The organism is Solilutibacter pythonis (assembly GCF_003697345.1).
GTDB lineage: Bacteria > Pseudomonadota > Gammaproteobacteria > Xanthomonadales > Xanthomonadaceae > Solilutibacter > Solilutibacter pythonis.
On the sequence record NZ_RFLY01000014.1, the window covers coordinates 23091 to 45768 of the forward strand.

At 64.8% G+C, this 22678-nt stretch carries 18 protein-coding genes and 5 tRNA genes; 18 read left to right on the forward strand and 5 right to left on the reverse strand.

All coding sequences use genetic code 11. The annotated features are described in order from the left end of the window. Positions 1 to 17: 17 nt before the first annotated feature. The 4 genes from EBB59_RS09845 to alaS all read right to left on the reverse strand — a co-directional run bounded on the left by EBB59_RS09845 (position 18) and on the right by alaS (position 3564). A tRNA-Arg gene (locus EBB59_RS09845) sits at positions 18 to 94 on the reverse strand. 376 nt (positions 95 to 470) lie between these two features. Beyond that, positions 471 to 563: transfer RNA gene (locus EBB59_RS09850), tRNA-Ser, on the reverse strand. 42 nt (positions 564 to 605) lie between these two features. Beyond that, positions 606 to 809 (reverse strand): carbon storage regulator CsrA, encoded by a 204-nt coding sequence (gene csrA, locus EBB59_RS09855; RefSeq protein WP_122101986.1) that lies wholly within the window; start codon positions 807 to 809, stop codon positions 606 to 608. Between the two features lie 121 nt (positions 810 to 930). After that, positions 931 to 3564: an alanine--tRNA ligase gene (gene alaS, locus EBB59_RS09860; protein ID WP_122101987.1), complete on the reverse strand. Its 2634-nt coding sequence runs from the start codon at positions 3562 to 3564 to the stop codon at positions 931 to 933. A gap of 344 nt (positions 3565 to 3908) precedes the next feature. On the opposite strand from alaS, the gene tig reads away from it, so the two are divergent. From tig to EBB59_RS09895, 7 genes are all read left to right on the forward strand, one after another. Then, on the forward strand, positions 3909 to 5207 hold the full coding sequence (gene tig, locus EBB59_RS09865; RefSeq protein ID WP_122101988.1) for a trigger factor: 1299 nt from the start codon (positions 3909 to 3911) through the stop codon (positions 5205 to 5207). Between the two features lie 33 nt (positions 5208 to 5240). Then, on the forward strand, positions 5241 to 5867 hold the full coding sequence (gene clpP / locus EBB59_RS09870) for an ATP-dependent Clp endopeptidase proteolytic subunit ClpP (RefSeq protein ID WP_122101989.1): 627 nt from the start codon (positions 5241 to 5243) through the stop codon (positions 5865 to 5867). 121 nt (positions 5868 to 5988) lie between these two features. Then, entirely contained in the window at positions 5989 to 7281 is a 1293-nt protein-coding gene (gene clpX, locus EBB59_RS09875; RefSeq protein ID WP_122101990.1) for an ATP-dependent Clp protease ATP-binding subunit ClpX, read from the forward strand. Positions 7282 to 7399: 118 nt separating this feature from the next. After that, on the forward strand, positions 7400 to 9859 hold the full coding sequence (gene lon / locus EBB59_RS09880) for an endopeptidase La (RefSeq protein WP_122101991.1): 2460 nt from the start codon (positions 7400 to 7402) through the stop codon (positions 9857 to 9859). 181 nt (positions 9860 to 10040) lie between these two features. After that, entirely contained in the window at positions 10041 to 10313 is a 273-nt protein-coding gene (locus EBB59_RS09885; RefSeq protein WP_122102046.1) for an HU family DNA-binding protein, read from the forward strand. A 124-nt stretch (positions 10314 to 10437) separates the two neighbouring features. Continuing rightward, positions 10438 to 10512 (forward strand) — tRNA-Val (locus tag EBB59_RS09890). 87 nt (positions 10513 to 10599) lie between these two features. Beyond that, a tRNA-Asp gene (locus EBB59_RS09895) sits at positions 10600 to 10676 on the forward strand. 905 nt (positions 10677 to 11581) lie between these two features. Here EBB59_RS09895 and EBB59_RS09900 read toward each other — a convergent pair. Further along, a tRNA-Pro gene (locus EBB59_RS09900) sits at positions 11582 to 11658 on the reverse strand. Positions 11659 to 11767: 109 nt separating this feature from the next. Here EBB59_RS09900 and hisS point away from each other — a divergent pair. The 11 genes from hisS (at position 11768) to hisIE (ending at position 22614) form a co-directional block, all read left to right on the forward strand. Continuing rightward, on the forward strand, positions 11768 to 13132 hold the full coding sequence (hisS, locus tag EBB59_RS09905; protein WP_122101992.1) for a histidine--tRNA ligase: 1365 nt from the start codon (positions 11768 to 11770) through the stop codon (positions 13130 to 13132). Beyond that, the gene (locus tag EBB59_RS09910) at positions 13129 to 15039 is read left to right on the forward strand and encodes an HAL/PAL/TAL family ammonia-lyase (RefSeq protein ID WP_122101993.1); all 1911 of its coding nucleotides are present in this window, start codon (positions 13129 to 13131) and stop codon (positions 15037 to 15039) included. Before hisS ends, EBB59_RS09910 begins: the two co-directional genes overlap by 4 nt. A gap of 161 nt (positions 15040 to 15200) precedes the next feature. Continuing rightward, positions 15201 to 15518: a YerC/YecD family TrpR-related protein gene (locus EBB59_RS09915; RefSeq protein ID WP_122101994.1), complete on the forward strand. Its 318-nt coding sequence runs from the start codon at positions 15201 to 15203 to the stop codon at positions 15516 to 15518. A 35-nt stretch (positions 15519 to 15553) separates the two neighbouring features. Next, positions 15554 to 16471, forward strand: a complete 918-nt coding sequence (gene hisG, locus EBB59_RS09920; RefSeq protein ID WP_122101995.1) for an ATP phosphoribosyltransferase — start codon at positions 15554 to 15556, stop codon at positions 16469 to 16471. Beyond that, positions 16468 to 17766 (forward strand): histidinol dehydrogenase, encoded by a 1299-nt coding sequence (gene hisD, locus EBB59_RS09925; protein ID WP_122101996.1) that lies wholly within the window; start codon positions 16468 to 16470, stop codon positions 17764 to 17766. The genes hisG and hisD overlap by 4 nt, the downstream gene beginning before the upstream one ends. Beyond that, the gene (gene hisC, locus EBB59_RS09930) at positions 17763 to 18842 is read left to right on the forward strand and encodes a histidinol-phosphate transaminase (protein ID WP_122101997.1); all 1080 of its coding nucleotides are present in this window, start codon (positions 17763 to 17765) and stop codon (positions 18840 to 18842) included. The genes hisD and hisC overlap by 4 nt, the downstream gene beginning before the upstream one ends. A 5-nt stretch (positions 18843 to 18847) precedes the next feature. Further along, positions 18848 to 19921 (forward strand): bifunctional histidinol-phosphatase/imidazoleglycerol-phosphate dehydratase HisB, encoded by a 1074-nt coding sequence (gene hisB / locus EBB59_RS09935; protein WP_122102047.1) that lies wholly within the window; start codon positions 18848 to 18850, stop codon positions 19919 to 19921. Continuing rightward, entirely contained in the window at positions 19921 to 20526 is a 606-nt protein-coding gene (gene hisH / locus EBB59_RS09940; RefSeq protein ID WP_122101998.1) for an imidazole glycerol phosphate synthase subunit HisH, read from the forward strand. The genes hisB and hisH overlap by 1 nt, the downstream gene beginning before the upstream one ends. After that, the gene (hisA, locus tag EBB59_RS09945) at positions 20523 to 21257 is read left to right on the forward strand and encodes a 1-(5-phosphoribosyl)-5-[(5-phosphoribosylamino)methylideneamino]imidazole-4-carboxamide isomerase (protein WP_122101999.1); all 735 of its coding nucleotides are present in this window, start codon (positions 20523 to 20525) and stop codon (positions 21255 to 21257) included. Before hisH ends, hisA begins: the two co-directional genes overlap by 4 nt. After that, positions 21251 to 22024 carry an imidazole glycerol phosphate synthase subunit HisF gene (hisF, locus tag EBB59_RS09950; RefSeq protein WP_122102000.1) on the forward strand — a complete coding sequence of 258 codons (774 nt, stop codon included), beginning with the start codon at positions 21251 to 21253 and terminating at the stop codon, positions 22022 to 22024. The genes hisA and hisF overlap by 7 nt, the downstream gene beginning before the upstream one ends. Then, on the forward strand, positions 22021 to 22614 hold the full coding sequence (gene hisIE, locus EBB59_RS09955) for a bifunctional phosphoribosyl-AMP cyclohydrolase/phosphoribosyl-ATP diphosphatase HisIE (RefSeq protein ID WP_122102001.1): 594 nt from the start codon (positions 22021 to 22023) through the stop codon (positions 22612 to 22614). The genes hisF and hisIE overlap by 4 nt, the downstream gene beginning before the upstream one ends. Positions 22615 to 22678: the final 64 nt, after the last annotated feature.

Genomic DNA, 22678 nt, shown 5'->3' on the forward strand with positions numbered 1-22678 from the left:
CCTTTGTTCTTTGTAGATGGCGCGCCCGGAAGGATTCGAACCTCCGACCCCCAAGTTCGTAGCCTGGTGCTCTATCCAACTGAGCTACGGGCGCGTGGCAGGAGCGAGATTATGGGGAAGCATGCTTGGCGCGTCAACCCCATTCATCGAAATTGATGAAACCAGTTCGTGGGTCATGGCGTTGCCGGGCGCGATGGGCATGTTTCTTGGGGGGATTGGCGGTGATGGTGGCTGCTGGCGGTGCTGCTCGGAACAGGCGAGCGGGGTGTCCATGGGCGTAGTGGCGCGATGACATCGCACCGACCTCACCCTTCGAAACGATGGCGCGCGGCGCCGAAGTTGGGAGAGGCGATACCGGGCATTGGCGATGTGGCTCCCGTCGGCCGGGACTTGTCGCGCATGGTGTGTTTCCCACGCCGGGTAAAGGGCCGGATACGCAAAACGCCCCGGGTAGGGGCGCTTTACGTATCTGGCGGAGACTGAGGGATTCGAACCCTCGATGGAGCTTTTGACCCCATACTCCCTTAGCAGGGGAGCCCCTTCGGCCTCTCGGGCAAGTCTCCGGGATGGTTTCGCGGCTTGCGAAGGCCGACAAGGATAACGGTTCAACCGTTCGTGGGCAAACCCTCGTTGGTTGTGTGCCCGTCGCTGTCCTGGATGCGCTTGTAGATCTCCTCCCGATGGACGGCTACGTCCTTCGGCGCGGTGATACCGACGCGAACCTGATTCCCCTTCACTCCAAGTACCGTCACGGTCACCGAGTCGCCGATCATCAGCGTTTCGCCGACCCGGCGCGTCAAGATCAACATTGTCGTCTAGCTCCTGTGTGGCTTGATCCACACTTTAATTTAATGATGTTGTTGAGTATTCCACCATCACATTATGAATGAAAGCGGTTGAGCTGATCCACCTGGCGGGTTCACCCGGGGATCAGGCGCGTGCGCCGACCCAGTCCGCCACGCCGGACAGTGCGGATTTCAGGGCCGCTCCATCCTCGCCGCCGCCCTGTGCCATATCAGGCCGCCCACCGCCTTTGCCGTTGATTTGACGGGCGACATCGCCCAGTAGTTCCCCAGCCTTGAGTTTGCCTTGCGCGGCGCCGCTGACGCCGGCCACCAGCGCCACCTTGCCCTTGCCATCCGCGCCGGCCAGGACGATCACGGCGTCGCCCAGTTTCTGTTTGAGCTGATCCATGGCGTCACGCAACGCCTTGGCGTCGAAGCCTTCCACGCGGGCGGCCAGCACCTTCAGGCCGGCCACTTCCCGCGCCAGTTCGGCCAGCTCGCCGGCGGTCGAGCTGGCCGCCTTGGCCTTCAGCATTTCCAGCTCGCGTTCCAGCTTCTTCTGGCGATCGATGAGCATGCGCAGCTTGTCACCGATCTCGGCCGGGTTGCCGCCGACGAGCGCGGCGGCTTCGGCAAGGCGGCTCTCCTCGTGCGCCACGTGGTCGAGCGCGGCCTGTCCGGTCAGCGCTTCGATGCGGCGAACGCCGGCGGACACGCCGCCTTCGGATGCGATCTTGAACAGGCCGATGTCGCCGGTACGGCGCGCATGGGTGCCGCCGCACAGCTCGATGCTGTTCTCGCCGAATTTCAATACCCGTACCCGTTCGCCGTACTTTTCGCCGAACAACGCTATCGCACCGAGGTCCAGCGCTTCCTGCATCGTCATCTGGCGGATTTCGCCCTTGTGGTTGGCGCGGATCTCGGCATTGACCCGGCGCTCGATCTCGCCCAGCTCGTCGTGGCCGAGGGGCTGGAAGTGCGAAAAATCGAAGCGCAGGCGATCCGGCGCCACCAGCGACCCTTTCTGCTGCACGTGCGTGCCGAGCACTTGACGCAGGGCGGCGTGCAGCAGATGCGTGGCGGTGTGGTTGAGAAGGGTGGCGGCGCGGCGAGTGGCGTCGATGGCGCCGTGGACGTGGTCGCCGATGCGCAGCACGCCGAATTGCAGGCGGCCGGCGTGGCCGTGGAACTGGCCGGCCAGCTTGAGCGTGTTGGTGACGGTGAAACGGCTCTCCACGCCGTCCAGCCCGCCGGTATCGCCGACCTGTCCGCCGGATTCGGCATAGAAGGGCGTGCGGTCGAGGATGACCACGATGTCCTCGCCCGGTTCTGCGGTTTCGACCGGCTTGCCCGCCTGCATCAGCGCGACGATCTTCAGGCTGCCGCTTTCGGTTTCGTCGTAACCGAGGAATTGGGTCGGCGCGAGCTGGGCCACCAGTTCGGCCGGCAGCGCCAGACCGCCGCCGAACTTGCCGGCCGCGCGCGCGGTGTCCTTCTGCTGCTGCATGGCGGCGTCGAAGCCGGCCACGTCCACCTCCATGCCGCGTTCGCGCGCCATGTCCTGGGTGAGGTCGAGTGGGAAACCGTAGGTGTCGTAGAGGCGGAAGGCATCGGCGCCGGGGATGTGACCCTCGGATTTTTCCGCCACTTCGTTGAAGATGCGCATGCCGGCATCGAGCGTTTCAGCGAAGCGTTCTTCTTCCGCCTTCAACGCACGCTCGATGGTGGCGCGCTGCTCGCGCAGGATGGGGTAAGCCTCGCCCATCAGTTCGTCGAGCGTGGCGACCAGGCGGTGAAAGAACGGTTGGCGCACGCCCAGCATCCAGCCGTGGCGCAATGCACGGCGGATGATCCGGCGCAGCACGTAGCCGCGTCCTTCGTTCGAGGGCAGCACGCCATCGGCGATCAGGAAACTGGCGGCGCGGATGTGATCGGCGATGACGCGCAGCGACTTGTTGCCCAGATCGGATGTGGCGGTGAGTTCGGCGACCTTGCCGATCAATGTCTGGAACAGATCGATTTCGTAGTTGGAATGCACCCCTTGCAGCACCGCCGCTAGCCGCTCCAGGCCCATGCCGGTGTCCACGCAGGGGGCGGGCAGCGGCGTCAGGTGGCCATCGGAATGGCGGTCGAACTGCATGAACACGAGGTTCCAGATTTCGATGAAGCGGTCGCCGTCCTCGTCCGGCGAGCCGGGTGGGCCGCCCGCGTACTGCTCGCCATGGTCGTAGAAAATTTCGGTACAGGGGCCGCAAGGGCCGGTGTCGGCCATCTGCCAGAAGTTGTCGGAGGCGAACGGTGCGCCCTTGTTGTCGCCGATGCGGACGATCCGGGCTTCCGGCAGGCCGATCACGTCGCGCCAGATGCCGAAGGATTCGTCGTCGGTGTGGTAGACGGTGGCGAGCAGGCGTTCGGCCGGCAGCTTCCAGACGTCGGTCAACAGCTCCCACGCCCAGACGATGGCGTCGCGCTTGAAATAGTCGCCGAACGACCAGTTGCCGAGCATTTCGAAGAAGGTGTGGTGGCGCGCGGTGTAGCCGACCGAGTCGAGATCGTTGTGCTTGCCGCCGGCGCGCAGGCAGCGCTGAACGTCGGCCGCGCGCACGTAGCTGCGTTTCTCCGCGCCGAGGAACACGTCCTTGAATTGCACCATGCCGGAATTGGTGAACAGAAGCGTCGGGTCGTTGCCCGGTACCAGCGGTGCGGAGGGAACGATGGCGTGGCCGCGTGTGGCGAAGAAATCGAGGAAGTCGCGGCGGATGTCGGCGGTGGTTTTCATGCGTGTTTCGTGTCCGGATGTCTGGCGTGGCGGACACGGGATCGCCCGCGTTCCCTGCAAATGAGGGGGCGGGCGGCGTCCGGCAAGCTGGGCCGGCTAGTTTACAGGCGCAATCGGCTCGCGCTTGCGCAAAACAGTATCGTGCGCAGGGCCGGGCGCGGCCCGTGGCGAGCATCGTTTTCTCCCTGGCGCGGGTCTTCGCCGGCGGGGTACGGCTGGCGCCGGGCGGCGAAATCCGCCAAACTTGATCGTTCGTTCGCCCGCTTGATGAGGGGGCGGGCATGTCTTGATCCGGTCATTTCACGTTCAACCCGCCGCGGCATTTGGCGGGCAGGAGTCATCCCATGCAAGTTTCGATCGAATCCACCAGCGACCTCGGCCGTCGCGTGGTGTTCCGTGTTCCATCCGCCGATATCGAAAACAAGGTCAACGTCCGCCTGCGCGAGATCGCGCGCGATGCCCGCATCAAGGGCTTCCGTCCTGGCAAGGTGCCGATCAGCGTCATCGCCAAGCGCTTCGGCGAACAGGTGCGCGCGGAGATTCTCGACGGCCTGCTGCGCGAGGGCTTTGGCAATGCGCTGAAGGAGGAAACCTTCCAGATCGCCGGCAATCCGCGCATCGAGCAAGACACCGACGCCAGCGGCGAAGGCGAGCTGACCTATGTCGCCGATTTCGAAGTGGTGCCGGAGTTCGGCGAGATCGATCTCGCTCAGCTCGACGTGATTCGCAACATCGCCGCAGTGGAGGACGCCGACATCGATCGGATGATCGAAAACCTGCGTGAGCAGCGTCGCAGCTGGTCGCCGGTCGAGCGCGCCGCGGCCGAGGGCGATCTGGCCGATGTCGAAATGTTCTCCGTGGCCGAGGGCGTGCGCTTGCCGGCCGAGGGCGGCGAGCGCGGCTCGGCGGTACTGGGCAGCGGTATGCTGTTCGCGCCGATCGAGGCGGAGATCGTGGGCCTCAAGGCGGGCGAGGAAAAGACCGCGAAGATCGAGTTCCCGGCCGAGTGGCCGGTGCCGGCGCTGGCCGGCAAGACAGCCGAGGTCACCCTGAAGGCGGTACAAGTGGCCGAGCCGGTGTTGCCGGAGGTCGATCACGGCTTCATCCGCAGCTTCGGGGTGAAGAGCGGCGAACTGGCGCAATTCCGCGACGAGATTCGCAGCAACCTTGAGCGTGAGTTGAAGGGCGCGTTGATGTACCGTCTGCGTCGCGCGGTGGGCGAGCAGATCATCGAAAAGTACGGCGATATCGCGATGCCCCCGAAGCTGGTCGAACAAGAAGCCCGCAACATGGCCGAGACCGCCGCGCAGCAGGCGCGCGAACAGGGGCAGCAAGTGCAGCTCGACCACGCGCAGTTCATGGAGGCCGCCGGCAAGCGCGTGTTGATCGGCCTGTTCACCGGCGAGGTGGCCCGCCGCAACAAGCTGATGCTGGACCGTGGCCGGCTGATGGAGACCATGCGCCTGATCGCCTCGACCTACGAAGAGCCGGATCAGGTCATTGAACTCTATCGCAACGATCCCCAACTTCTGGCTGGTTTGCAAAACCGTGTGATGGAAGAGCAGGTGACCGACTGGATCGCCGAGCAGGCCCAGCACACGGAACAGCCGCTGTCCTTCCAGGACGCCATCCGCGCCGAGTGATCGGCGCCCTGGCGGCCGCAACCGGAGTAGCCCATGAGTCTTGAGACGAAAGCCCTGAACCTGGTGCCGATGGTGGTCGAGCAGACCAGCCGCGGCGAGCGTGCCTACGACATCTACTCGCGCCTGTTGAAGGAGCGGGTGATCTTCCTCGTCGGCGGTATCGACGACCACATGGCCAATGTCATCGTGGCTCAGTTGTTGTTCCTGGAAGCGGAAAACCCGGAAAAGGACATCAGCATCTACATCAACTCCCCGGGCGGCATCGTCACCGCGGGTCTGGCGATCTACGACACGATGCAGTTCATCAAGCCGGATGTCTCCACCATCTGCATCGGTCAGGCCGCTTCGATGGGCGCGCTGTTGTTGGCCGCGGGCGCGGCGGGCAAGCGCCATGCCTTGCCGAATTCGCGGGTGATGATCCACCAGCCGCTGGGGGGCTTCCAGGGCCAGGCCACGGATATCGATATCCATGCCCGCGAAATCCTGACCCTGCGCCAGCGCCTGAACGAGATTCTGGCCCGCCACACCGGTCAGTCACTGGAAACCATTGCCCGCGACACCGAGCGCGACAACTTCAAATCCGCTGAGGCCGCCCGCGATTACGGGCTGGTCGACCAGGTGCTGGAGCGTCGCCCGGAAGACTCGATCCAGCCGAATTGATCGGCCGTTTCGCTGTCCGGAAATGCAGGCCCGGTAGCCCGCCGGGCCTGTGCTATTCTCGGCCGGAACCCGTTTTTCACGGGGTTTCCAGCCGCATCCACGCATCACGGAAACACCACGCATGACCGAAGACCGCCAGAGCCGTTCCGGCGACAACACCAAGATCCTCTACTGCTCCTTCTGCGGCAAGAGCCAGCACGAGGTGCGCAAGCTGATCGCCGGTCCGAGCGTGTTCATCTGCGATGAATGCGTCGATCTCTGCAACGACATCATCCGCGAGGAACTGGCCGAGAAGTCGCAGACGGCACGCAGCGCGTTGCCGAAGCCGAAGGAGATCCTCGAAGTTCTCGATCAGTACGTGATTGGCCAGGCGCGCGCCAAGAAGACTCTGGCCGTCGCCGTCTACAACCATTACAAACGCATCGAAAGCCGGCAGAAATCGGATGACGTGGAGTTGGCCAAGTCCAACATCCTGCTGGTCGGCCCGACCGGCTCGGGCAAGACGCTGCTTGCGGAAACGCTGGCGCGCATGCTGAACGTACCCTTCACCATGGCCGACGCCACCACGCTGACCGAGGCCGGCTACGTCGGCGAGGACGTGGAAAACATCATCCAGAAACTCCTGCAAAAATGTGATTACGATGTCGAGAAGGCACAGGCCGGCATCGTCTACATCGACGAGATCGACAAGATCAGCCGCAAGAGCGAGAACCCTTCGATCACCCGCGACGTTTCCGGCGAGGGCGTGCAGCAGGCGCTGCTGAAGCTGATAGAAGGCACCGTTGCCAGCGTGCCGCCGCAGGGCGGGCGCAAGCACCCGCAGCAGGAGTTCTTGCAGGTCGATACCCGCAATATTCTGTTCATCGTCGGCGGTGCTTTCGCCGGGTTGGAGAAGGTGATCCAGCAGCGCAGCACCGAGGCGGGTGGCATCGGCTTCAATGCCAAGGTGAAATCGAGCGAACGCAAGGCCGAGGTCGGCAAGGTGCTGGCCGAGGTCGAGCCGGAGGACCTGATCAAGTTCGGCCTGATCCCCGAGTTCGTCGGCCGCCTGCCGGTGGTCGCCACGCTGGAGGAACTGGACGAAGCGGCTCTGGTCAAGATACTCACCGAGCCGAGGAACGCCATCACCAAGCAGTTCCGCAAGCTGTTCGAGATGGAAGGGGTGGAGTTGGAGTTTCGTCCCGACGCCCTGGCGGCCATCGCCCGCAAGGCGCTCAAACGCAAGACCGGCGCCCGTGGCCTGCGCACCATCGTCGAATCGACCCTGCTCGACACCATGTACGACCTGCCCTCGATGGACAACGTCGGCAAGGTGGTGGTGGACGAGTCGGTCATCGAGCACAAGACCGAGCCATTCGTCATCTACGAGAATCCGCCCGCGGAGGCGGCGATGCCCAAGGCATCGGGTGAATGAAGTCGAATGAGACCCCGGCCAGCGCCGGGGTTTTCGTTTGTGGCGCTTGCGTCGTCGTATCGTGAGCCCCATAAAGGGAGCCATGGGCTTGGCCCACGAGATTCGGAGCGAATGAGAAATGAGCGAACAGGAAAACCTGATACCCCGCGCGGTGCTGCCCGTGCTGCCATTGCGAGACGTGGTGGTATTCCCGCATATGGTCATCCCGTTGTTCGTCGGCCGCGAGAAATCGATCCGCGCGCTGGAAATGGCGATGGAGACCGATAAGCGCATCGTGTTGGTGGCGCAGAAATCCGCCGAGACCGATGACCCGGGAGCCGATGACGTCTATCGCATTGGCGCGCTGGCGCAAGTGCTGCAACTGTTGAAGTTGCCGGACGGCACCATCAAGGTGCTGGTCGAAGGCATCGGTCGCGCCCGGGTCTCCCACTTCAGCGAGCGGCAGGGCGCCTTGCTGGCGGAAGTCGGCGAATTGCCGGAAATCTCCTCGCGCGACTCGCGCGAGCTGGAAGCGGTGGCGCGCTCGCTGCTGGTGTTGTTCGAAGACTACGTCAAGTCCAACCGCAAGCTGCCACCGGAGCTGATTCAGACCCTGGCCGGCATCGATGCCCCGGCGCGCTTTGCCGACACCGTATCGGCCCATCTCGGCGTGCGCCTGGCCGACAAGCAGAAGCTGCTGGAAACGCTCGATACCGGCGCACGGCTGGAGATGCTGATCGGGCTCGTCCACGGCGAACTGGATGTGCAGCAGCTGGAAAAGAAGATCCGCGGCCGGGTGAAGTCCCAGATGGAGAAATCCCAGCGCGAGTACTACCTGAACGAGCAGATGAAGGCGATCCAGAAGGAACTGGGCGAAGGCGAGGACGGCGGCAACGAACTGGACGAGATCGCCCGTAAGATCGCCGCCGCCGGCATGCCCAAAGCGGTGGAAACCAAGGCGAAGAGCGAATACAACAAGCTCAGGCAGATGTCGCCGATGTCGGCCGAGGCCGGCGTGGTGCGCAACTATCTGGACTGGCTGCTGGGGGTGCCGTGGAAGAAGCGCAGCAAGGTGCGGAAAGACCTCAAGGTGGCGCAGGACGTGCTGGACGCCGACCACTTCGGCCTGGAAAAGGTCAAGGAACGCATCCTCGAATATCTGGCGGTGCAGTCGCGCGTATCCAAGATGAAGGGGCCGATCCTTTGCCTGGTCGGCCCGCCCGGCGTGGGCAAGACCTCGCTCGGCCAGTCCATCGCCAAGGCGACCAACCGCAAGTTCGTGCGCATGGCGCTGGGCGGCGTGCGTGACGAAGCCGAGATCCGTGGACATCGCCGCACCTACGTGGGTTCGATGCCGGGGCGCATCGTGCAAAACCTCAACAAGGTCGATGCCAAGAACCCGCTGTTCGTGCTCGACGAGATCGACAAGATGGCGATGGACTTCCGTGGCGACCCCTCCGCGGCGTTGCTGGAAGTGCTCGATCCCGAACAGAATCACGCCTTCAACGACCATTACCTCGAAGTCGATCTGGACCTCTCCGAGGTGATGTTCATCGCCACCTCCAACTCCATGAACATTCCCGGCCCGCTGCTCGATCGCATGGAGGTGATCCGCATCCCCGGCTACACCGAGGAGGAAAAGCTCAACATTGCGATGCGCTATCTGGTGCCCAAGCAGATCAAGGCGAATGGCCTGAAGAACGGCGAGATCGAGATACGGGAAAGCGCGATTCGCGACATCGTTCGTTACTACACGCGAGAATCCGGCGTACGTAACTTGGAGCGCGAGATCGCCAAGATCGCGCGCAAGGTGGTGAAGGAAATCGCGCTGGCCGGCCCCGCGAAGGGAACACCGAAGACGGTCGAGGTAGGCGAGGAGAACCTCGCCCAGTACCTTGGCGTGCGTCGCTTCGACTACGGCCGTGCCGAGGCCGAGAACGAGATCGGCCTGGTTACTGGCCTGGCCTGGACGGAAGTTGGGGGCGACCTCCTCCAGATCGAGTCCACACTGGTACCGGGCAAGGGGCAGCTCATTCTCACAGGCCAGCTTGGCGATGTGATGAAAGAGTCGGCCTCGGCGGCGTTGTCCGTGGTGCGCTCGCGCACCGAGCGTTTCGGTATCGACCTGGACTTCCTGTCGAAGTTCGATGTCCACGTCCACGTACCCGATGGCGCCACGCCCAAGGACGGCCCCAGCGCGGGTATCGCCATGGCCACCGCGCTGGTTTCGATGCTGACCAAGATCCCGGTGCGCGCTGATGTGGCGATGACCGGCGAGATCACCCTGCGCGGGCGCGTTTCGGCGATCGGCGGGTTGAAGGAGAAGTTGCTGGCGGCGCTGCGTGGGGGCGTCAAGACCGTGGTCATTCCCCAGGAGAACGAGAAGGACCTGGCCGACATCCCCGAAAGCGTTACCCGTGACATGCGTATCGTGCCGGTGAAGTGGATCGACGAGGTGCTGGATATCGCGTTGGAGCGGCCGCTCACACCGGCGAACGTCGAGGTGCCGGAAACGGCGGCTGAGTCCGTCATGCCGGTCGAACCGATGCTCAAGCCCACGGAGGACAAGCGCAAACGCAAGGCGGAAGTCAAGCATTGAGGGCGCAGCCTCCATGGATGAAAAACGCCTGATTTCCGGCGTTTTTCTTGCCCGGGCTTGCCTGGCACTGTATAAAAGGCGGGTTGCGGCCATGCCGCCGAACACCGCCACACCGCAGGCCGTCGAGCCATCGCGGATCACAATAAAGACGGCTGATGCCGTCGATTGCAAGGAGATAAAAATGAACAAGGCAGAACTGATCGATGCCGTTGCCGCTTCTTCCAACCTGTCCAAGGCCGATGCGGGCCGTGCCGTGGATGCTTTCGTTCAGGCTGTCAGCAGCGCGCTGAAATCGGGTGAGAGCGTTGCCATCGCCGGTTTCGGCAGCTTCGAAGTGCGCGAGCGCGCCGCCCGTACCGGTCGCAACCCGAAGACTGGCGAAGCGTTGCAGATCGCCGCTTCCAAAGCCCCGGCGTTCAAGGCCGGCAAGGCGCTGAAGGATGCGGTGAACTGATCCCCGCGATCTCGTTCGATGCGAAAGCCCGGTCTTGTGCCGGGCTTTTCCGTTTTGTCGCGGCGGTTTGCGGCCAAGCGCCTGTGCGGGTATCATGCCGACCCTTCGCGGTTCGCGCCGCGAGGGGAGCTTAGCTCAGCGGTAGAGCGTCTCCCTTACAAGGAGAGGGTCGGGGGTTCGATCCCCTCAGCTCCCACCATCTTTCCGGTCGCGTTATCGCGTGGTGCGGAAAAACAAAAAAGTGTTGTCAGATTGGAAAGGTCGATGTAGACTTTCTCTTCTTCGCGGAGCGGTAGTTCAGCTGGTTAGAATGCTGGCCTGTCACGCCGGAGGTCGCGGGTTCGAGTCCCGTCCGCTCCGCCATTTAAAATGGCAAAGCCCCTGAGTTTCTTTTGAAACTCAGGGGCTTTTCTTTTGGTGCATGAGCGCGTCTTGTCATGATGGGGGTGTTGCCGTTGCGATGCCTGTTCGCGTGCTCCCCACCTGCCACGCTCTAAAGTTCGAATCCTTGCCATGTCCGAATTAAAGGCGGAAAGAAATGGCTGTCAGTTCGGACCCTGGCGGGTCGGGTAGTGTATTGCTCTCTTTCCCAGCCGTTGGCGGATTTGGCTATGCGGTACCGCAGCGGAAAAAAACGTAGCAGTCAAACATGGGGCGTGTTGCCGAGACGCCTGGCTTTGCTGATAACCCCAGCGTGCGTTATGCGCGCCGGGGCTATTGGTTGCTTTTTATTGATGCCCGATGGCTTTCAGCTTCTTTGCTTGCGGCCTCGCTGAAATAATTCCGGCATTCAAGAAAGCGCGATAAAGTGACCGAGAGGGAACCGAATGATCTTGGAGCCGTTTTCGATGGCGAATTCTACGAGTCCCGGCTCGCCTTTGATTGTGATGTGACCGGGGTGCCGGCATGGTGGATCGTGGGCTTGCCGCTGCTGTGGAAGTGTAAAACTGCTTATGCGGTCACTCGAACTTTATATGTCCCGTACTCATGTTGCCAATTTCGCTGATTGGCCTGCTTGTGGCTCTTTGGGGTTCCGTCCTCCTCTTCGAGGATGGCAGGTTGGGCGCCAGGTAGCCGCAGAGACACGCCATCCACAGTCAAGCGGTAGGTATTCGTGATGCCAGTGGCTGAGGGATTTGATGGATGGGTTCCTCCGCGACGCGAAACGGGAGGACGCGACTTGACGGCTGTCCGTACCGGCATATTGCCGGCACGAAAAAACCGGCGCTTGGCCGGTTTCTCGAAAATGCCTTGTTTCAAGGCTTTTTTGGTCGGGGAGACAGGATTCGAACCTACGACCTCTACGTCCCGAACGTAGCGCTCTACCAGACTGAGCTACACCCCGATTGCGAGCTGGGCATTCTATAGCCTCGGCGGTTGGCGGCGCAAGCCCCCGCGATCGATCAGGTGCGGCTCGTTACACTAGACGGCTTTCCAGAGTCCCCGAGGTTGCCTTGATCAAGCCCCGTACTCCGCCCGGCGTGATGGAGCTTCTGCCGCGCGAACAGATCGCGTTCCAGCGCATGCTCGACACCATCCGCGAGACTTACGAGTCTTTCGGCTTCCTGCCGGTCGAGACGCCGGTGTTCGAACTATCGGACGTGCTGCTGACCAAGAGCGGTGGGGAGACCGAGCGCCAGGTCTACTTCGTGCAATCGACCGGCGCCTTGGAGAAGAAGGGCGAGGGGTTGCCGGAACTGGCGTTGCGTTTCGACTTGACCGTGCCGCTGGCGCGTTATGTGGCCGAGCACGAGCATGCGCTGGCTTTTCCGTTCCGCCGCTACCAGATGCAGCGAGTCTACCGTGGCGAGCGCGCCCAGCGCGGGCGCTTCCGCGAGTTCTACCAGTGCGACATCGACGTGATCGGCAAGGATGTGCTCAATCCGCGTCACGATGCGGAGATTCCGGCGGTGATCCATGCCGTGTTCGAGCGGCTCGCCATCGGCGATTTCACCATCCAGTTCAACCATCGCAAGTTGCTGCGCGGTTTCTTCGAAGGGCTGGGCATCGTCGACGAGCGGCAGGACCGGGTGTTGCGCGAGCTGGACAAGCTCGACAAGCGCGGTGAGGCGGCGGTGCGCGAAACCTTGACCGGCGATGGCTTCACGCTTGCCGGCGAGGTTGCCGATAAGTTGCTGTCGTTCTCCCGCGTCCGCTCGGCCGGCCATGCCGACGCGCTGGAGAAGCTCGCGGCGCTGGGCGAGGGCACGACGCAATTCAACGAAGGCCGCGATGCGCTCGTCGCCACGCTGGAGCAGTTGAAGGCGATGGGCATCCCGGAGTCGCGCTATGCGATCAACCTGTCGATTGCCCGTGGGCTGGATTACTACACCGGCATCGTCTACGAGACCACGCTGGATGCGCATCCGGAGATCGGGTCGATCTGCTCGGGCGGCCGTTACGACAACCTCGCCAGCCATTACAGCAAGTCCCGGCTGCCGGGCGTCGGCATTTCCATCGGCCTGACCCGGCTGTTCTGGCAACTGTGCGAGGCCGGCATCATCGATGTCGCCGCCAGTTCGGTGGATGTGCTGGTGGGGCTGCTTTCCGAGGACGACTTCGCCGAGGCGCTGGCGCTCTCGCAGCGGTTGCGCGGCGGTGGGCTGAAGGTGGAAACGCAGATGGCGCCGAAGAAGGTCGCCCGGCAATTCCAGTACGCCGACCGGGCGGGCATCCGTTTCGTCGCGTTGCGTGGCGAGGGCGAGCGAGCCGCCGGCACGGTCACGCTGAAGGATCTGTCCAGTGGCGAGCAACAGGTTGTGGCGTTGGATGAGGCCACCGCGTGGATCGATACCCGCATCAAGGGAGAAGCTTCGTGAGCGCGGGCAAGCGGGAGGTCATCCGCCTCGATGGCCATTCGTTGACGCGCGTGGAGCTCGTGTCCATCGCGCATGGGGCGCGGGTCGAGCTGGATGCCGGGGCGTTGCGGCACGTGGAGCGCGCCGCCGCGTTCCTGGCCGAGCAAGTTGCCCGTGAAGAGCCGATCTACGGTGTTTCCACGGGTTTCGGCAGCAATGCCGACAAGCTGCTCGGCGCGCATCACCTGCGCGATGCACTGGATGTCGACGAACCTCGCGAGGTTTCCCTGCACGAGGAATTGCAGCAGAACCTGATCGTCACTCACGCGGTCTGCGTGGGCGAGCCGTTCGCGCCTGAGGTCGTCCGGGCGATGATGGGGATTCGGATCAATACGCTGCTGCGCGGGCATTCCGGTATTCGCGTACAGACCTTGCAGGCAATGGCGGCGATGCTGAATGCCGGCATCGTGCCGGTTGTGCCGCAGTTGGGTTCGGTCGGGGCCTCGGGCGATCTGGCGCCGCTCTCGCATCTGGCCATTGTCTTGCTGGGTGGCGGCGAAGTTTTCTTCCAAGACCAGCGCATGAAGGGGAGGGAGGCGCTGGCGCGGGCCGGTCTCGCGCCGGTCAGGCTGAGCTACAAGGAGGGATTGGCGCTCAACAACGGCACCGCGCAGATGTTGGCGACCGGCGTGCTTGCCGTCGCCCGGCTGGAAAACCTGCTCGATACCGCCGATCTCGCGGCGGCGATGACCATCGACGCCTTCGCCGGCCGTCTCGGGGCTTTCGCGTCCGAGGTGCATGCGTTGCGTCCGCATCCGGGGCAGGTGCGCGTGGCGGAAAACCTGCGCCGTCTGCTCGATGGCTCGACACTTGCCGACATCCCTTATCACCTGGTGCCGCGTTTCCGCCAGTGGCAGCCGCGCAGTTGGGATACGCCGGAGGCGCGGGCGCTGACCTTCGACATCGGCTGGGACTGGGTGCCGGATGATCAGCGGCATGGTCGCGAGAAGTTCTACCGGCGTTTCAAGCCGTTTCGCGGCGGCAAGAAGCACCAGCCTCAGGACAGCTACAGCCTGCGCTGCATCCCGCAGGTGCATGGCGCTGTGCGCGATGCGGTGGCGCAAGCCGCGCGTGTGCTCGACATCGAGCTGAACGCCGTCACCGACAACCCGCTGGTTTTCCCGGATGCCGAGGCCGAACACGTCGAACAGCAGGTGATTTCCGCCGGGCATTTCCACGGCATGCCGTTGGCGCTGGCGATGAGCTACGTCAAGGCGGCGATCCCGGTGCTGGCCTCGATCAGCGAGCGGCGCCTCAACAAACTGGTCGACCCGGCCACCAACGATGGGTTGCCGGCGTTCCTGATCGGCAACGAGGACGGTACCGATTCCGGCTACATGATCGTGCAGTACACGGCCGCGGCCATCGTCAACGATCTTGCTTCCCGGGCGATGCCGGCTTCGGTCTATTCGGTGCCGACCAGCGCCAATGCCGAGGACCATGTTTCCATGGGCGCCAACGAGGCGCGTCATGTGTTGGCGATGGCCGATGACCTTGCCAAGGTGCTGGGATTGGAACTGGCCACCGCCGCGCAGGCGCTCGATTTCCGCCGCGACATGATCAACGCCGCGCGCGATCTGGCCCGCCGGGTCGATGCCGGGGCATTCGCGGCCAAGGTGCTGGGCGGGCCGCTGGCCGACGCGCCGAACCGGGCGTCGTTCCTCGCCGAGGTCGATGCCTTGCGTCGTGAGCTGGCCGAGGCCGACAGCTTTCACCCCGGGCATGCGGTGGCCGCCGCGTACGAGGAAGTGCGGCGGCATCTTGGCTTCATGCGGCGCGATCGCGCACTGGATGGCGATGTGGCCGCCGCCGTGGCGATGGTCGTCAGTGGCGCGGTTCTGGCGGCGGCGAAGCGGGCCGAAGCCTAGCGGATACCGGCTGGATAGCCGGTTTCGAGGCGCCCCCGGTCCGGCTGGGGGCGGCCTGGTTCAGTGGACTGATGAATCCGGCCCGGCAGGGGCTTGACATCCGTTCGCTCTTCTGGACTAATGCGCTAGCGCGTTAATACATTAAATTATTGGAACAAGCGATGAAGCAGCGCCCGCAATCGGCTTCCCAATCCGAAGCCAGCACCGATCTCGATGCGCTGGCCATGGCGATGGCGGTATTGAAAAGCCCGGAGGAAGTGCGTGGATTCCTTGAAGACCTATGCACGCCGGCCGAGCTGGAGGCAATGAGCGACCGCTGGAAGACCGTGCCTTTGCTGCTGTTGGGCGTGCCGTACCGCGATATTCACGAACGCACCGCGGTCAGCGTGACCACGGTGGGGCGGGTGGCGAGAACGATCGAACACGGCAGCGGCGGCTACAGGCAGGTGGCGCACAGGTTGCGTTTGCCCGGCGCCTGAGCGTCATGCGGTTCCCATCCATTCCGAGACATACGATGAATCCTCCTTCCGCCAACACCGCCATGCGTGACCGTCTGCGCATCGCGATACAGAAAAACGGCCGCCTGGCCGAGCCGGCGCGCGCGCTGCTTGGCAGCTGCGGACTGTCCTGGCGCGAGAGCCCGGACAGGCTGTTCTGCTACGGCGAGTCCGCGCCGATCGACTTGCTGCTGGTGCGCGACGACGACATTCCCGGGCTGATCGCCGATGGCCTGTGCGATCTCGGCGTGGTCGGTCGCAATCTGTTGCTGGAGCAGGCCGCCGGGCGCGAGGCCGATGGCAAGCCGGCGGCCTTCCGCGAATGGCGCGCGCTCGGTTTCGGCGCCTGCCGGTTGTCGCTCGCGGTGCCGCAGGCATGGGAGTGGCAAGGGCCGGAGCAGCTTGCCGGCCTGCGCATCGCCACCAGTTACCCGGCGATACTCGGCAATTGGCTGCGCGAGCAGGGCATAGCGGCGCAGTCGGTCGAGCTGTCCGGTTCGGTCGAGATCGCGCCGCGTCTGGGCCAGGCCGATGCGATCTGCGACCTGGTGTCGAGCGGCGCCACATTGGCCGCCAACCAGTTGAAAGCGGTCGAGGACATCTTGCACAGCGAGGCCGTGCTGGCCGGCCCCACGGGGGCGCTGACACCGGTGTTGGCCGGCCTTGCCGACATGTTGCTGCGGCGGATGGATGGCGTGATCCGCATCCGCGACAGCAAACTTCTGATGTTCCAGGCGCCGTGTGAGATGGTCGAATCGCTGATCCGCCTGTTGCCGGATGCCGAGCCACCGATACGCTACCCGCTCGACGGTGGCGAATTGGTGGCCCTGCAAGCGCTTTGTCACGGCGTGGTCAGTTGGCAACGGCTGGAAGAGCTGAAGCGGGCCGGTGCGCGCGGCCTGATGGTGCTACCGGTGGAAAGGATGTTGGCATGAAACGAGTCGATTGGAACGCGCTGGACGAAAACGCCCGCGAGCGCCTGTTGCAGCGTCCGACGCGTGCATTGTCGGTGGAAGTGCGGGCATCGGTGCGGGCGATTCTGGAAGACGTGTCATTGCGTGGCGATACCGCCTTGCGGGTGCTCACCGAATATCACGATGGTGTTCGTCTCGATGCGCTGGAAGTCGAGGCCGATGAATTCGCCACGGCCGAGGAGACGGTGCCCGCCGAATTGCGCGCGGCAATCGCCGAAGCCGCGGCGCGAATCGAGGCTTTCCACCGCGCCGGCATGCCGAAGCCGTACTTGCTCGATACCGCGCCCGGCATGCGGTGCGAGCGTGTGTTGCGGCCGATCAGCCCGGTTGGCCTGTACGTGCCGGCCGGCAGCGCGCCGCTACCTTCCACCGCCTTGATGCTGGTCATTCCGGCGATGCTGGCCGGGTGTCCGGAAATCGTTCTGTGCACGCCGCCGCGCAAGGATGGCAGCGCGGACCCGGCGGTGCTGGTGGCCGCGCGCATCGCGCCCAACATCCGTGTATTCAAGCTCGGCGGTGCGCAGGCGATTGCCGCGATGAGCTTCGGCAGCGAAAGCGTGCCCCGATGCGACAAATTGTTCGGCCCCGGCAATGCCTGGGTCGATGAGGCCAAGCGCCAGGCATCGCAACGCAGCGATGGTCCGGCCATCGACATGCCGGCGGGGCCTTCCGAGGTGCTGGTGATCGCCGATGCCGGAGCCGATCCGGCCTTCGTCGCCGCCGATTTGCTCTCGCAGGCTGAGCACGGACCGGATTCGCAGGTGTTTCTGCTGTCGGATTCGGAGGAACTGCTCGATAGCGTCGCCCGGCGCGTTGATGTGCAACTCGCCGACCTGCCGCGCCGGGAAATTGCCGCCAGAGCCTTGGAGTCCTCGCGCCTGATCCGCGTGCGCGACATTGCCGAAGCCATCGCCATCGGCAACCGCTACGCGCCCGAGCATCTCATCCTGGCGGTGCGCGAGCCGCGGGCCTGGCTCGATGCCGTCACCAGCGCGGGCACCGTGTTCATGGGCGACTGGACGCCGGAATCGCTGGGCGACTATTGCTCCGGCAGCAACCATGTGTTGCCGACCGGCGGCGCGGCGAGGGCCTGGAGCGGGCTGTCGGTGTCCAGTTTCACGAAATCGCTGACGGTACAGACCGCGAGCGAGGCGGGGATCCGCCGCATCGGCCCATGCGCGGTCACGCTGGCCGATGCCGAAGGCTTGCAGGCGCATGCACTGGCCGTCCGCCTGCGTCTGGCGGCGCTGGCATGAGCGGCGCGGAGGCTTTGCTGCGCGAGGACCTGCGCGGCTTCACCGGCTATCGTTCCGCGCGCAGTGACGATCTTCGCGGCGCCATCTGGCTCAACGCCAACGAATCGGCCCATGCCAACGCCGCCGACGCCTCGGGCCGCTGCCGTCGTTATCCCGACCCGCAGCCGTGGGCGCTGCGCGCGCGCTTGGCCGAACTCTACGGCGTGGCGGAAGCGCAAGTGCTCGTTGGCCGCGGCAGCGACGAAGGCATCGACCTGCTGCTGCGCGCGTTCTGCATGCCGGGCCGGGGGCGCATCGTCATCGCCCCGCCGGTGTTCGGCATGTATGCGGTCTGTGCCCGTCTGCACGGCGCCGAAGTGATCGAGATACCGCTGGCCGAGAACGCCGCTGGTTTCGCCCCCGACTTTTCCGCTCTGGCCGATGCCGCCCTGGCCCACGACGCGCGCCTGCTCTTCCTGTGCAACCCCGGCAACCCGACCGGCGAATTGCTACCGCTGAATGCCATTGAACGCTTGGCCGAACGGCTGTCCGGGCGCTGCCTGCTGGTGGTGGATGAAGCCTATGGCGAATACGCGATGCAGGCGTCCGCCGCCAGCTTGATCGCGCGGCACGCCAATCTGGTGGTGTTGCGCACGCTATCGAAGGCGCATGCGCTGGCGGCGGCGCGGATCGGCAGTGTGCTGGCCGATGCCGGAGTCATCGCCTGCCTGCGCCGAGCACAGGCGCCGTACCCGTTGCCCACGCCCTGTGTCGAACTGGCATTGAGCGCCCTGGACACCGCCGCACTGGCCGATACCGATACCCACGTGCGGGAGGCGCGAATCGAACGCGCGCGCCTGGTCGGCCTGCTGGGGGCGTTGGCGGGCGTGCGCCGGGTGTATCCATCGCAGGCCAATTTCCTGCTGGTGCGTTTCGAGGATGCCCAATCCGCACTGGCCCGGCTGCTTGAAGCGGGCATCGTGGTGCGTGATATGCGCACGATGCCGCAACTGGGCGACGCCTTGCGCATCAGCCTGGGCACGCCGGCGCATAACGATGCGGTGCTCGCCGCACTGGCTAGCCTGGAGGCGGCATGAGCGCCTTGCAGCCGATTTTATTCGTTGACCGCGACGGCACGCTCGTCGAGGAACCGGAAGATTTCCAGATCGACAGGCTGGACAAGTTGCGTTTCGTCGAAGGCGTGATCCCGGCCTTGCTGCGCTTCGTCGATGCCGGCTGGCAACTGGTGATGGTGAGTAACCAAGATGGACTGGGCGGCCCGGGCTTTCCACAGGCGGATTTCGATGCGCCGCATGCGCTGATGATGCAGGTGTTCGAGAGTCAGGGCATCCGCTTCCGCGATGTGCTCATCGACCGCAGCCTGCCGGCCGACAACGCGCCGACCCGCAAGCCCGGCATTGGGCTGGCACTGCCGTATCTGCGGGATCGCGGTGTCGACTGGCGGCGCTCGGCAATGGTGGGCGACCGCGACAGCGACCTGCAATTCGCCGCCAATCTGGGCATCCGCGGTTTCAAGCTGGCTTCCCCATCGTTCGGCGAAGGCGCGCGTTGGGCCGACGTTGCCCACGCATTGCTCGATGCGCCGCGCACCGCGCGCGTTGAACGCCGCACGAAGGAAACCCGCATCGAGGTGTTCGTCGATCTCGACCGTGTCGCCGAACCGAAGATAAGTACCGGCCTTGGTTTCTTCGACCACATGCTGGAGCAGTTCGGCAAACATGGCGGCTTTGCGTTGGAACTGCGGTGCGCGGGCGATCTGCGGGTCGACGAGCACCACACGGTCGAGGATTGCGCGCTCGCGCTGGGCCAGTCCCTGCGCGAGGCGATTGGCGATAAGCGCGGCATCGCCCGCTACGGTTTCGTGTTGCCGATGGACGAAGCGCTGGCCAGCGCGGCACTGGATTTCTCCGGCCGCCCGTGGCTGCAATTCTCGGGCGCTTTCCGTCGCGAGAAGGTCGGTGAGCTGCCCACCGAACTGGTAGAGCATTTCTTCCGCTCGCTGTGCGAATCGGCGGGCCTGACGCTCAATGTGAAGCTCGAAGGCGACAACGATCACCATCGGATCGAAGCCTGTTTCAAAGCGGTGGCGCGCGCGCTGCGGCAGGCGATACGCCGTGAAGGCCACGAGTTGCCCAGCACCAAGGGGGCATTGTGATGAGCGCCCTGAACGTCGCCTTGATCGACGCCGGTGGCGCCAACCTCGGCTCGGTGCGTTATGCGTTGGAGCGGTTTGGCATCGAGGCGCGGCTCGTGCGCGATGGCGACGAATTCGGGACGCCGGATCGCGTGGTGCTGCCCGGCGTCGGCGCCGCTGCCACCGCCATGGGCTTGCTCGGCGAGCGTGGCCTGATTCCGCCCTTGCGCCGGCGGGTGGCGCCGCTGCTCGGCATCTGTCTGGGCATGCAGTTGCTCTTCGAACATTCGGAGGAGGGGGGCGTGGACTGTCTCGGGCTTCTGGCCGGCCGTGTGCGCGGGCTTACCCCGGCGCCAGGCATCCGCGTTCCGCACATGGGCTGGAATCGTTTGTCGCCCCGGCGCCCGTCGATGCTGCTGGAAGGCGTCGAGGCCGATGCGCAAGCGTATTTCGTGCATGGCTATGCAGCCCCGGTGACGGCCGATTGCATCGCCACCACCACCCACGGTGATACCTTCGCGGCGGTCGTCGAGGCCGGCAACGTCTGTGGCATGCAGTTCCACCCGGAGCGTTCGGCCGCGGTCGGGGCGCGCATGCTCGCCAATTTCATCGGGAGGCGGTCATGAGCTTCATCCTCTATCCCGCCATCGATGTGCGTGCGGGCCGCGTGGTGCGGCTCAAGCAGGGCGATTACGCGCGGGAAACCCGCTATGGCGATGCGCCGGCCGATGTCGCCCGCCGTTATGCCGAGGCGGGTGCGGCCTGGCTGCACCTGGTCGATCTGGACGCCGCATATGCGGGCGGTTACACCCTTTACGAGTTGCTGCGCGCGATTGTCGGTGAGACGGATTTGCAGGTGCAGACCGGCGGCGGCGTACGCGGCGAGGCCGATGTCGAAAGGATGCTGGAGGCGGGGGCGGCCCGGGTGGTGGTCGGTTCGCTGGCGGTGCGGGAGCCGCGGCGCGTATTGGGCTGGTTGCATCGCTTCGGCGCTGAACGGATTGCCATCGCGCTCGACACCCGGCAGGGGGACGATGGCGAATGGCGGCTGCCCTCGCACGGCTGGACCGAGGACTCGCCGCACCAGTTGCACGAATTGGCGGCGAGCTACGCCGATGCCGGTCTGCGGCATCTGCTTTGTACCGATATCGCCCGCGACGGCATGCTGGCCGGGCCAAACATCGATTTGTATCGCCACTTGCGCGCGGCCTTGCCCTCGCTGCGGATCCAGGCCAGCGGCGGTATCCGCGATATCGGCGACATCCGCGCCGCGCGTGATGCCGGGTGCGCCGGCGCGGTGCTCGGCAAGGCGCTTCTCGAAGGTCGCTTCACGCTGGCGGAGGCGTTGCGATGCTGAGCCGTCGCATCATTCCCTGCCTCGACGTGCGTGGTGGCCGCGTGGTCAAGGGCGTGCGCTTCCGCGATCACGTCGATATGGGCGATATCGTCGAACTCGCCCGGCGTTACCGCGAGGCCGGCGCCGACGAGCTGGTGTTTTACGACATCACCGCCAGCCCGGAGGGGCGTGCGTTGGATCGCGACTGGGTGGAACGGGTTGCGCGCGCGATCGATCTCCCGTTCTGCGTGGCGGGCGGCATTCGCAGCGTGGCCGACGCGCGCGCGGTGCTGAATGCCGGCGCGGACAAGGTGTCGATCAACACGCCGGCACTGGAGCGCCCGGCGCTGATTAGTGAGCTGGCCGATGCGTTCGGCATGCAGTGCGTCGTTGTCGGTATCGACTCCGAGCGCGAGGCCGATGGCGAGTGGCGGGTGCGTAGCCACACCGGCGATGTCGCGCGCACGCGGCGGCTGGCGCGGCGCACGCTGGAATGGCTGGAGGAGGCGCAGGCGCTGGGCGCCGGTGAAATCGTACTGAACTGCATGGGCAGCGACGGCGTGCGCGCCGGCTACGACATCGCGCAGCTACAGGCGGCGCGTTCGCGTTGCGCGGTGCCGCTGGTGGCGTCCGGCGGCGCCGGCGCGGTCGAGCACTTCGCCGAAGTGTTCCGTCAGGCCGATGTCGATGGCGCGCTGGCGGCCAGCGTGTTCCATGCCGAGACCATTGCCATCCCCCGACTCAAACGTGAATTGCAGGTGCAAGGCATACCGGTGAGGCTGACATGATCGAGATCGAATCGTTGGACTGGGAGAAGCAGACGGGCTTGCTGCCGGCGATCGTGCAGGATGCCGCCAGCCTGCGTGTGTTGATGTTGGGCTGGATGTCGCGCGAATCTCTGGCGCATACGCTGGAAAGCGGCCGAGTGACTTTTTTCAGCCGCAGCCGCGGAGCGCTGTGGACCAAGGGCGAAAGCTCGGGCAATTTTCTCGATCTGGTCGCGGTCGAGACCGATTGCGACCGGGATGCGCTGTTGCTGCGGGCGCATCCGCATGGCCCGACTTGCCATCTGCAACGCGAGAGTTGTTTCCCCGGGGCGCCAGGAGACGTGATCGGCGCGCTTGACCGGCTGGTGGCGCAACGCGAACGCGAACGGCCGCCGGGCAGCTATACCGGCGTGCTGTTCGAAAGCGGTGTCCGCCGCATCGCTCAGAAAGTGGGCGAAGAGGGGGTGGAAACCGCGCTGGCGGCGGTGGCGCAGGGTGATGACGAACTGCTGGACGAAGCCGCCGACCTGGTCTTCCACCTGCTGGTATTGATGCGTGCGCGCGGACTTGGCTTGGACGACCTGCGCGCACGCCTGCAAGCGCGACGCTAGAAATGGGGAGGCGCATCAGCGCCTTGCCGCATCGTGAAGCGGTACCGATGCCGGGGCGGATGGA

Excerpts from the sequence above, each read along its gene's own strand:
- EBB59_RS09915 (WP_122101994.1), top strand. The coding sequence starts at position 15,201 with ATGAAGCAGCGCCCGCAATCGGCTTCCCAATCCGAAGCCAGCACCGAT.
- csrA (WP_122101986.1), bottom strand. The coding sequence starts at position 809 with ATGTTGATCTTGACGCGCCGGGTCGGCGAAACGCTGATGATCGGCGAC.
- hisH (WP_122101998.1), top strand. The coding sequence starts at position 19,921 with ATGAGCGCCCTGAACGTCGCCTTGATCGACGCCGGTGGCGCCAACCTC.
- hisC (WP_122101997.1), top strand. The coding sequence starts at position 17,763 with ATGAGCGGCGCGGAGGCTTTGCTGCGCGAGGACCTGCGCGGCTTCACC.
- hisA (WP_122101999.1), top strand. The coding sequence starts at position 20,523 with ATGAGCTTCATCCTCTATCCCGCCATCGATGTGCGTGCGGGCCGCGTG.
- hisG (WP_122101995.1), top strand. The coding sequence starts at position 15,554 with ATGAATCCTCCTTCCGCCAACACCGCCATGCGTGACCGTCTGCGCATC.
- hisD (WP_122101996.1), top strand. The coding sequence starts at position 16,468 with ATGAAACGAGTCGATTGGAACGCGCTGGACGAAAACGCCCGCGAGCGC.
- alaS (WP_122101987.1), bottom strand. The coding sequence starts at position 3,564 with ATGAAAACCACCGCCGACATCCGCCGCGACTTCCTCGATTTCTTCGCC.
- lon (WP_122101991.1), top strand. The coding sequence starts at position 7,400 with ATGAGCGAACAGGAAAACCTGATACCCCGCGCGGTGCTGCCCGTGCTG.
- clpX (WP_122101990.1), top strand. The coding sequence starts at position 5,989 with ATGACCGAAGACCGCCAGAGCCGTTCCGGCGACAACACCAAGATCCTC.
- hisF (WP_122102000.1), top strand. The coding sequence starts at position 21,251 with ATGCTGAGCCGTCGCATCATTCCCTGCCTCGACGTGCGTGGTGGCCGC.
- hisIE (WP_122102001.1), top strand. The coding sequence starts at position 22,021 with ATGATCGAGATCGAATCGTTGGACTGGGAGAAGCAGACGGGCTTGCTG.
- EBB59_RS09885 (WP_122102046.1), top strand. The coding sequence starts at position 10,041 with ATGAACAAGGCAGAACTGATCGATGCCGTTGCCGCTTCTTCCAACCTG.
- tig (WP_122101988.1), top strand. The coding sequence starts at position 3,909 with ATGCAAGTTTCGATCGAATCCACCAGCGACCTCGGCCGTCGCGTGGTG.
- clpP (WP_122101989.1), top strand. The coding sequence starts at position 5,241 with ATGAGTCTTGAGACGAAAGCCCTGAACCTGGTGCCGATGGTGGTCGAG.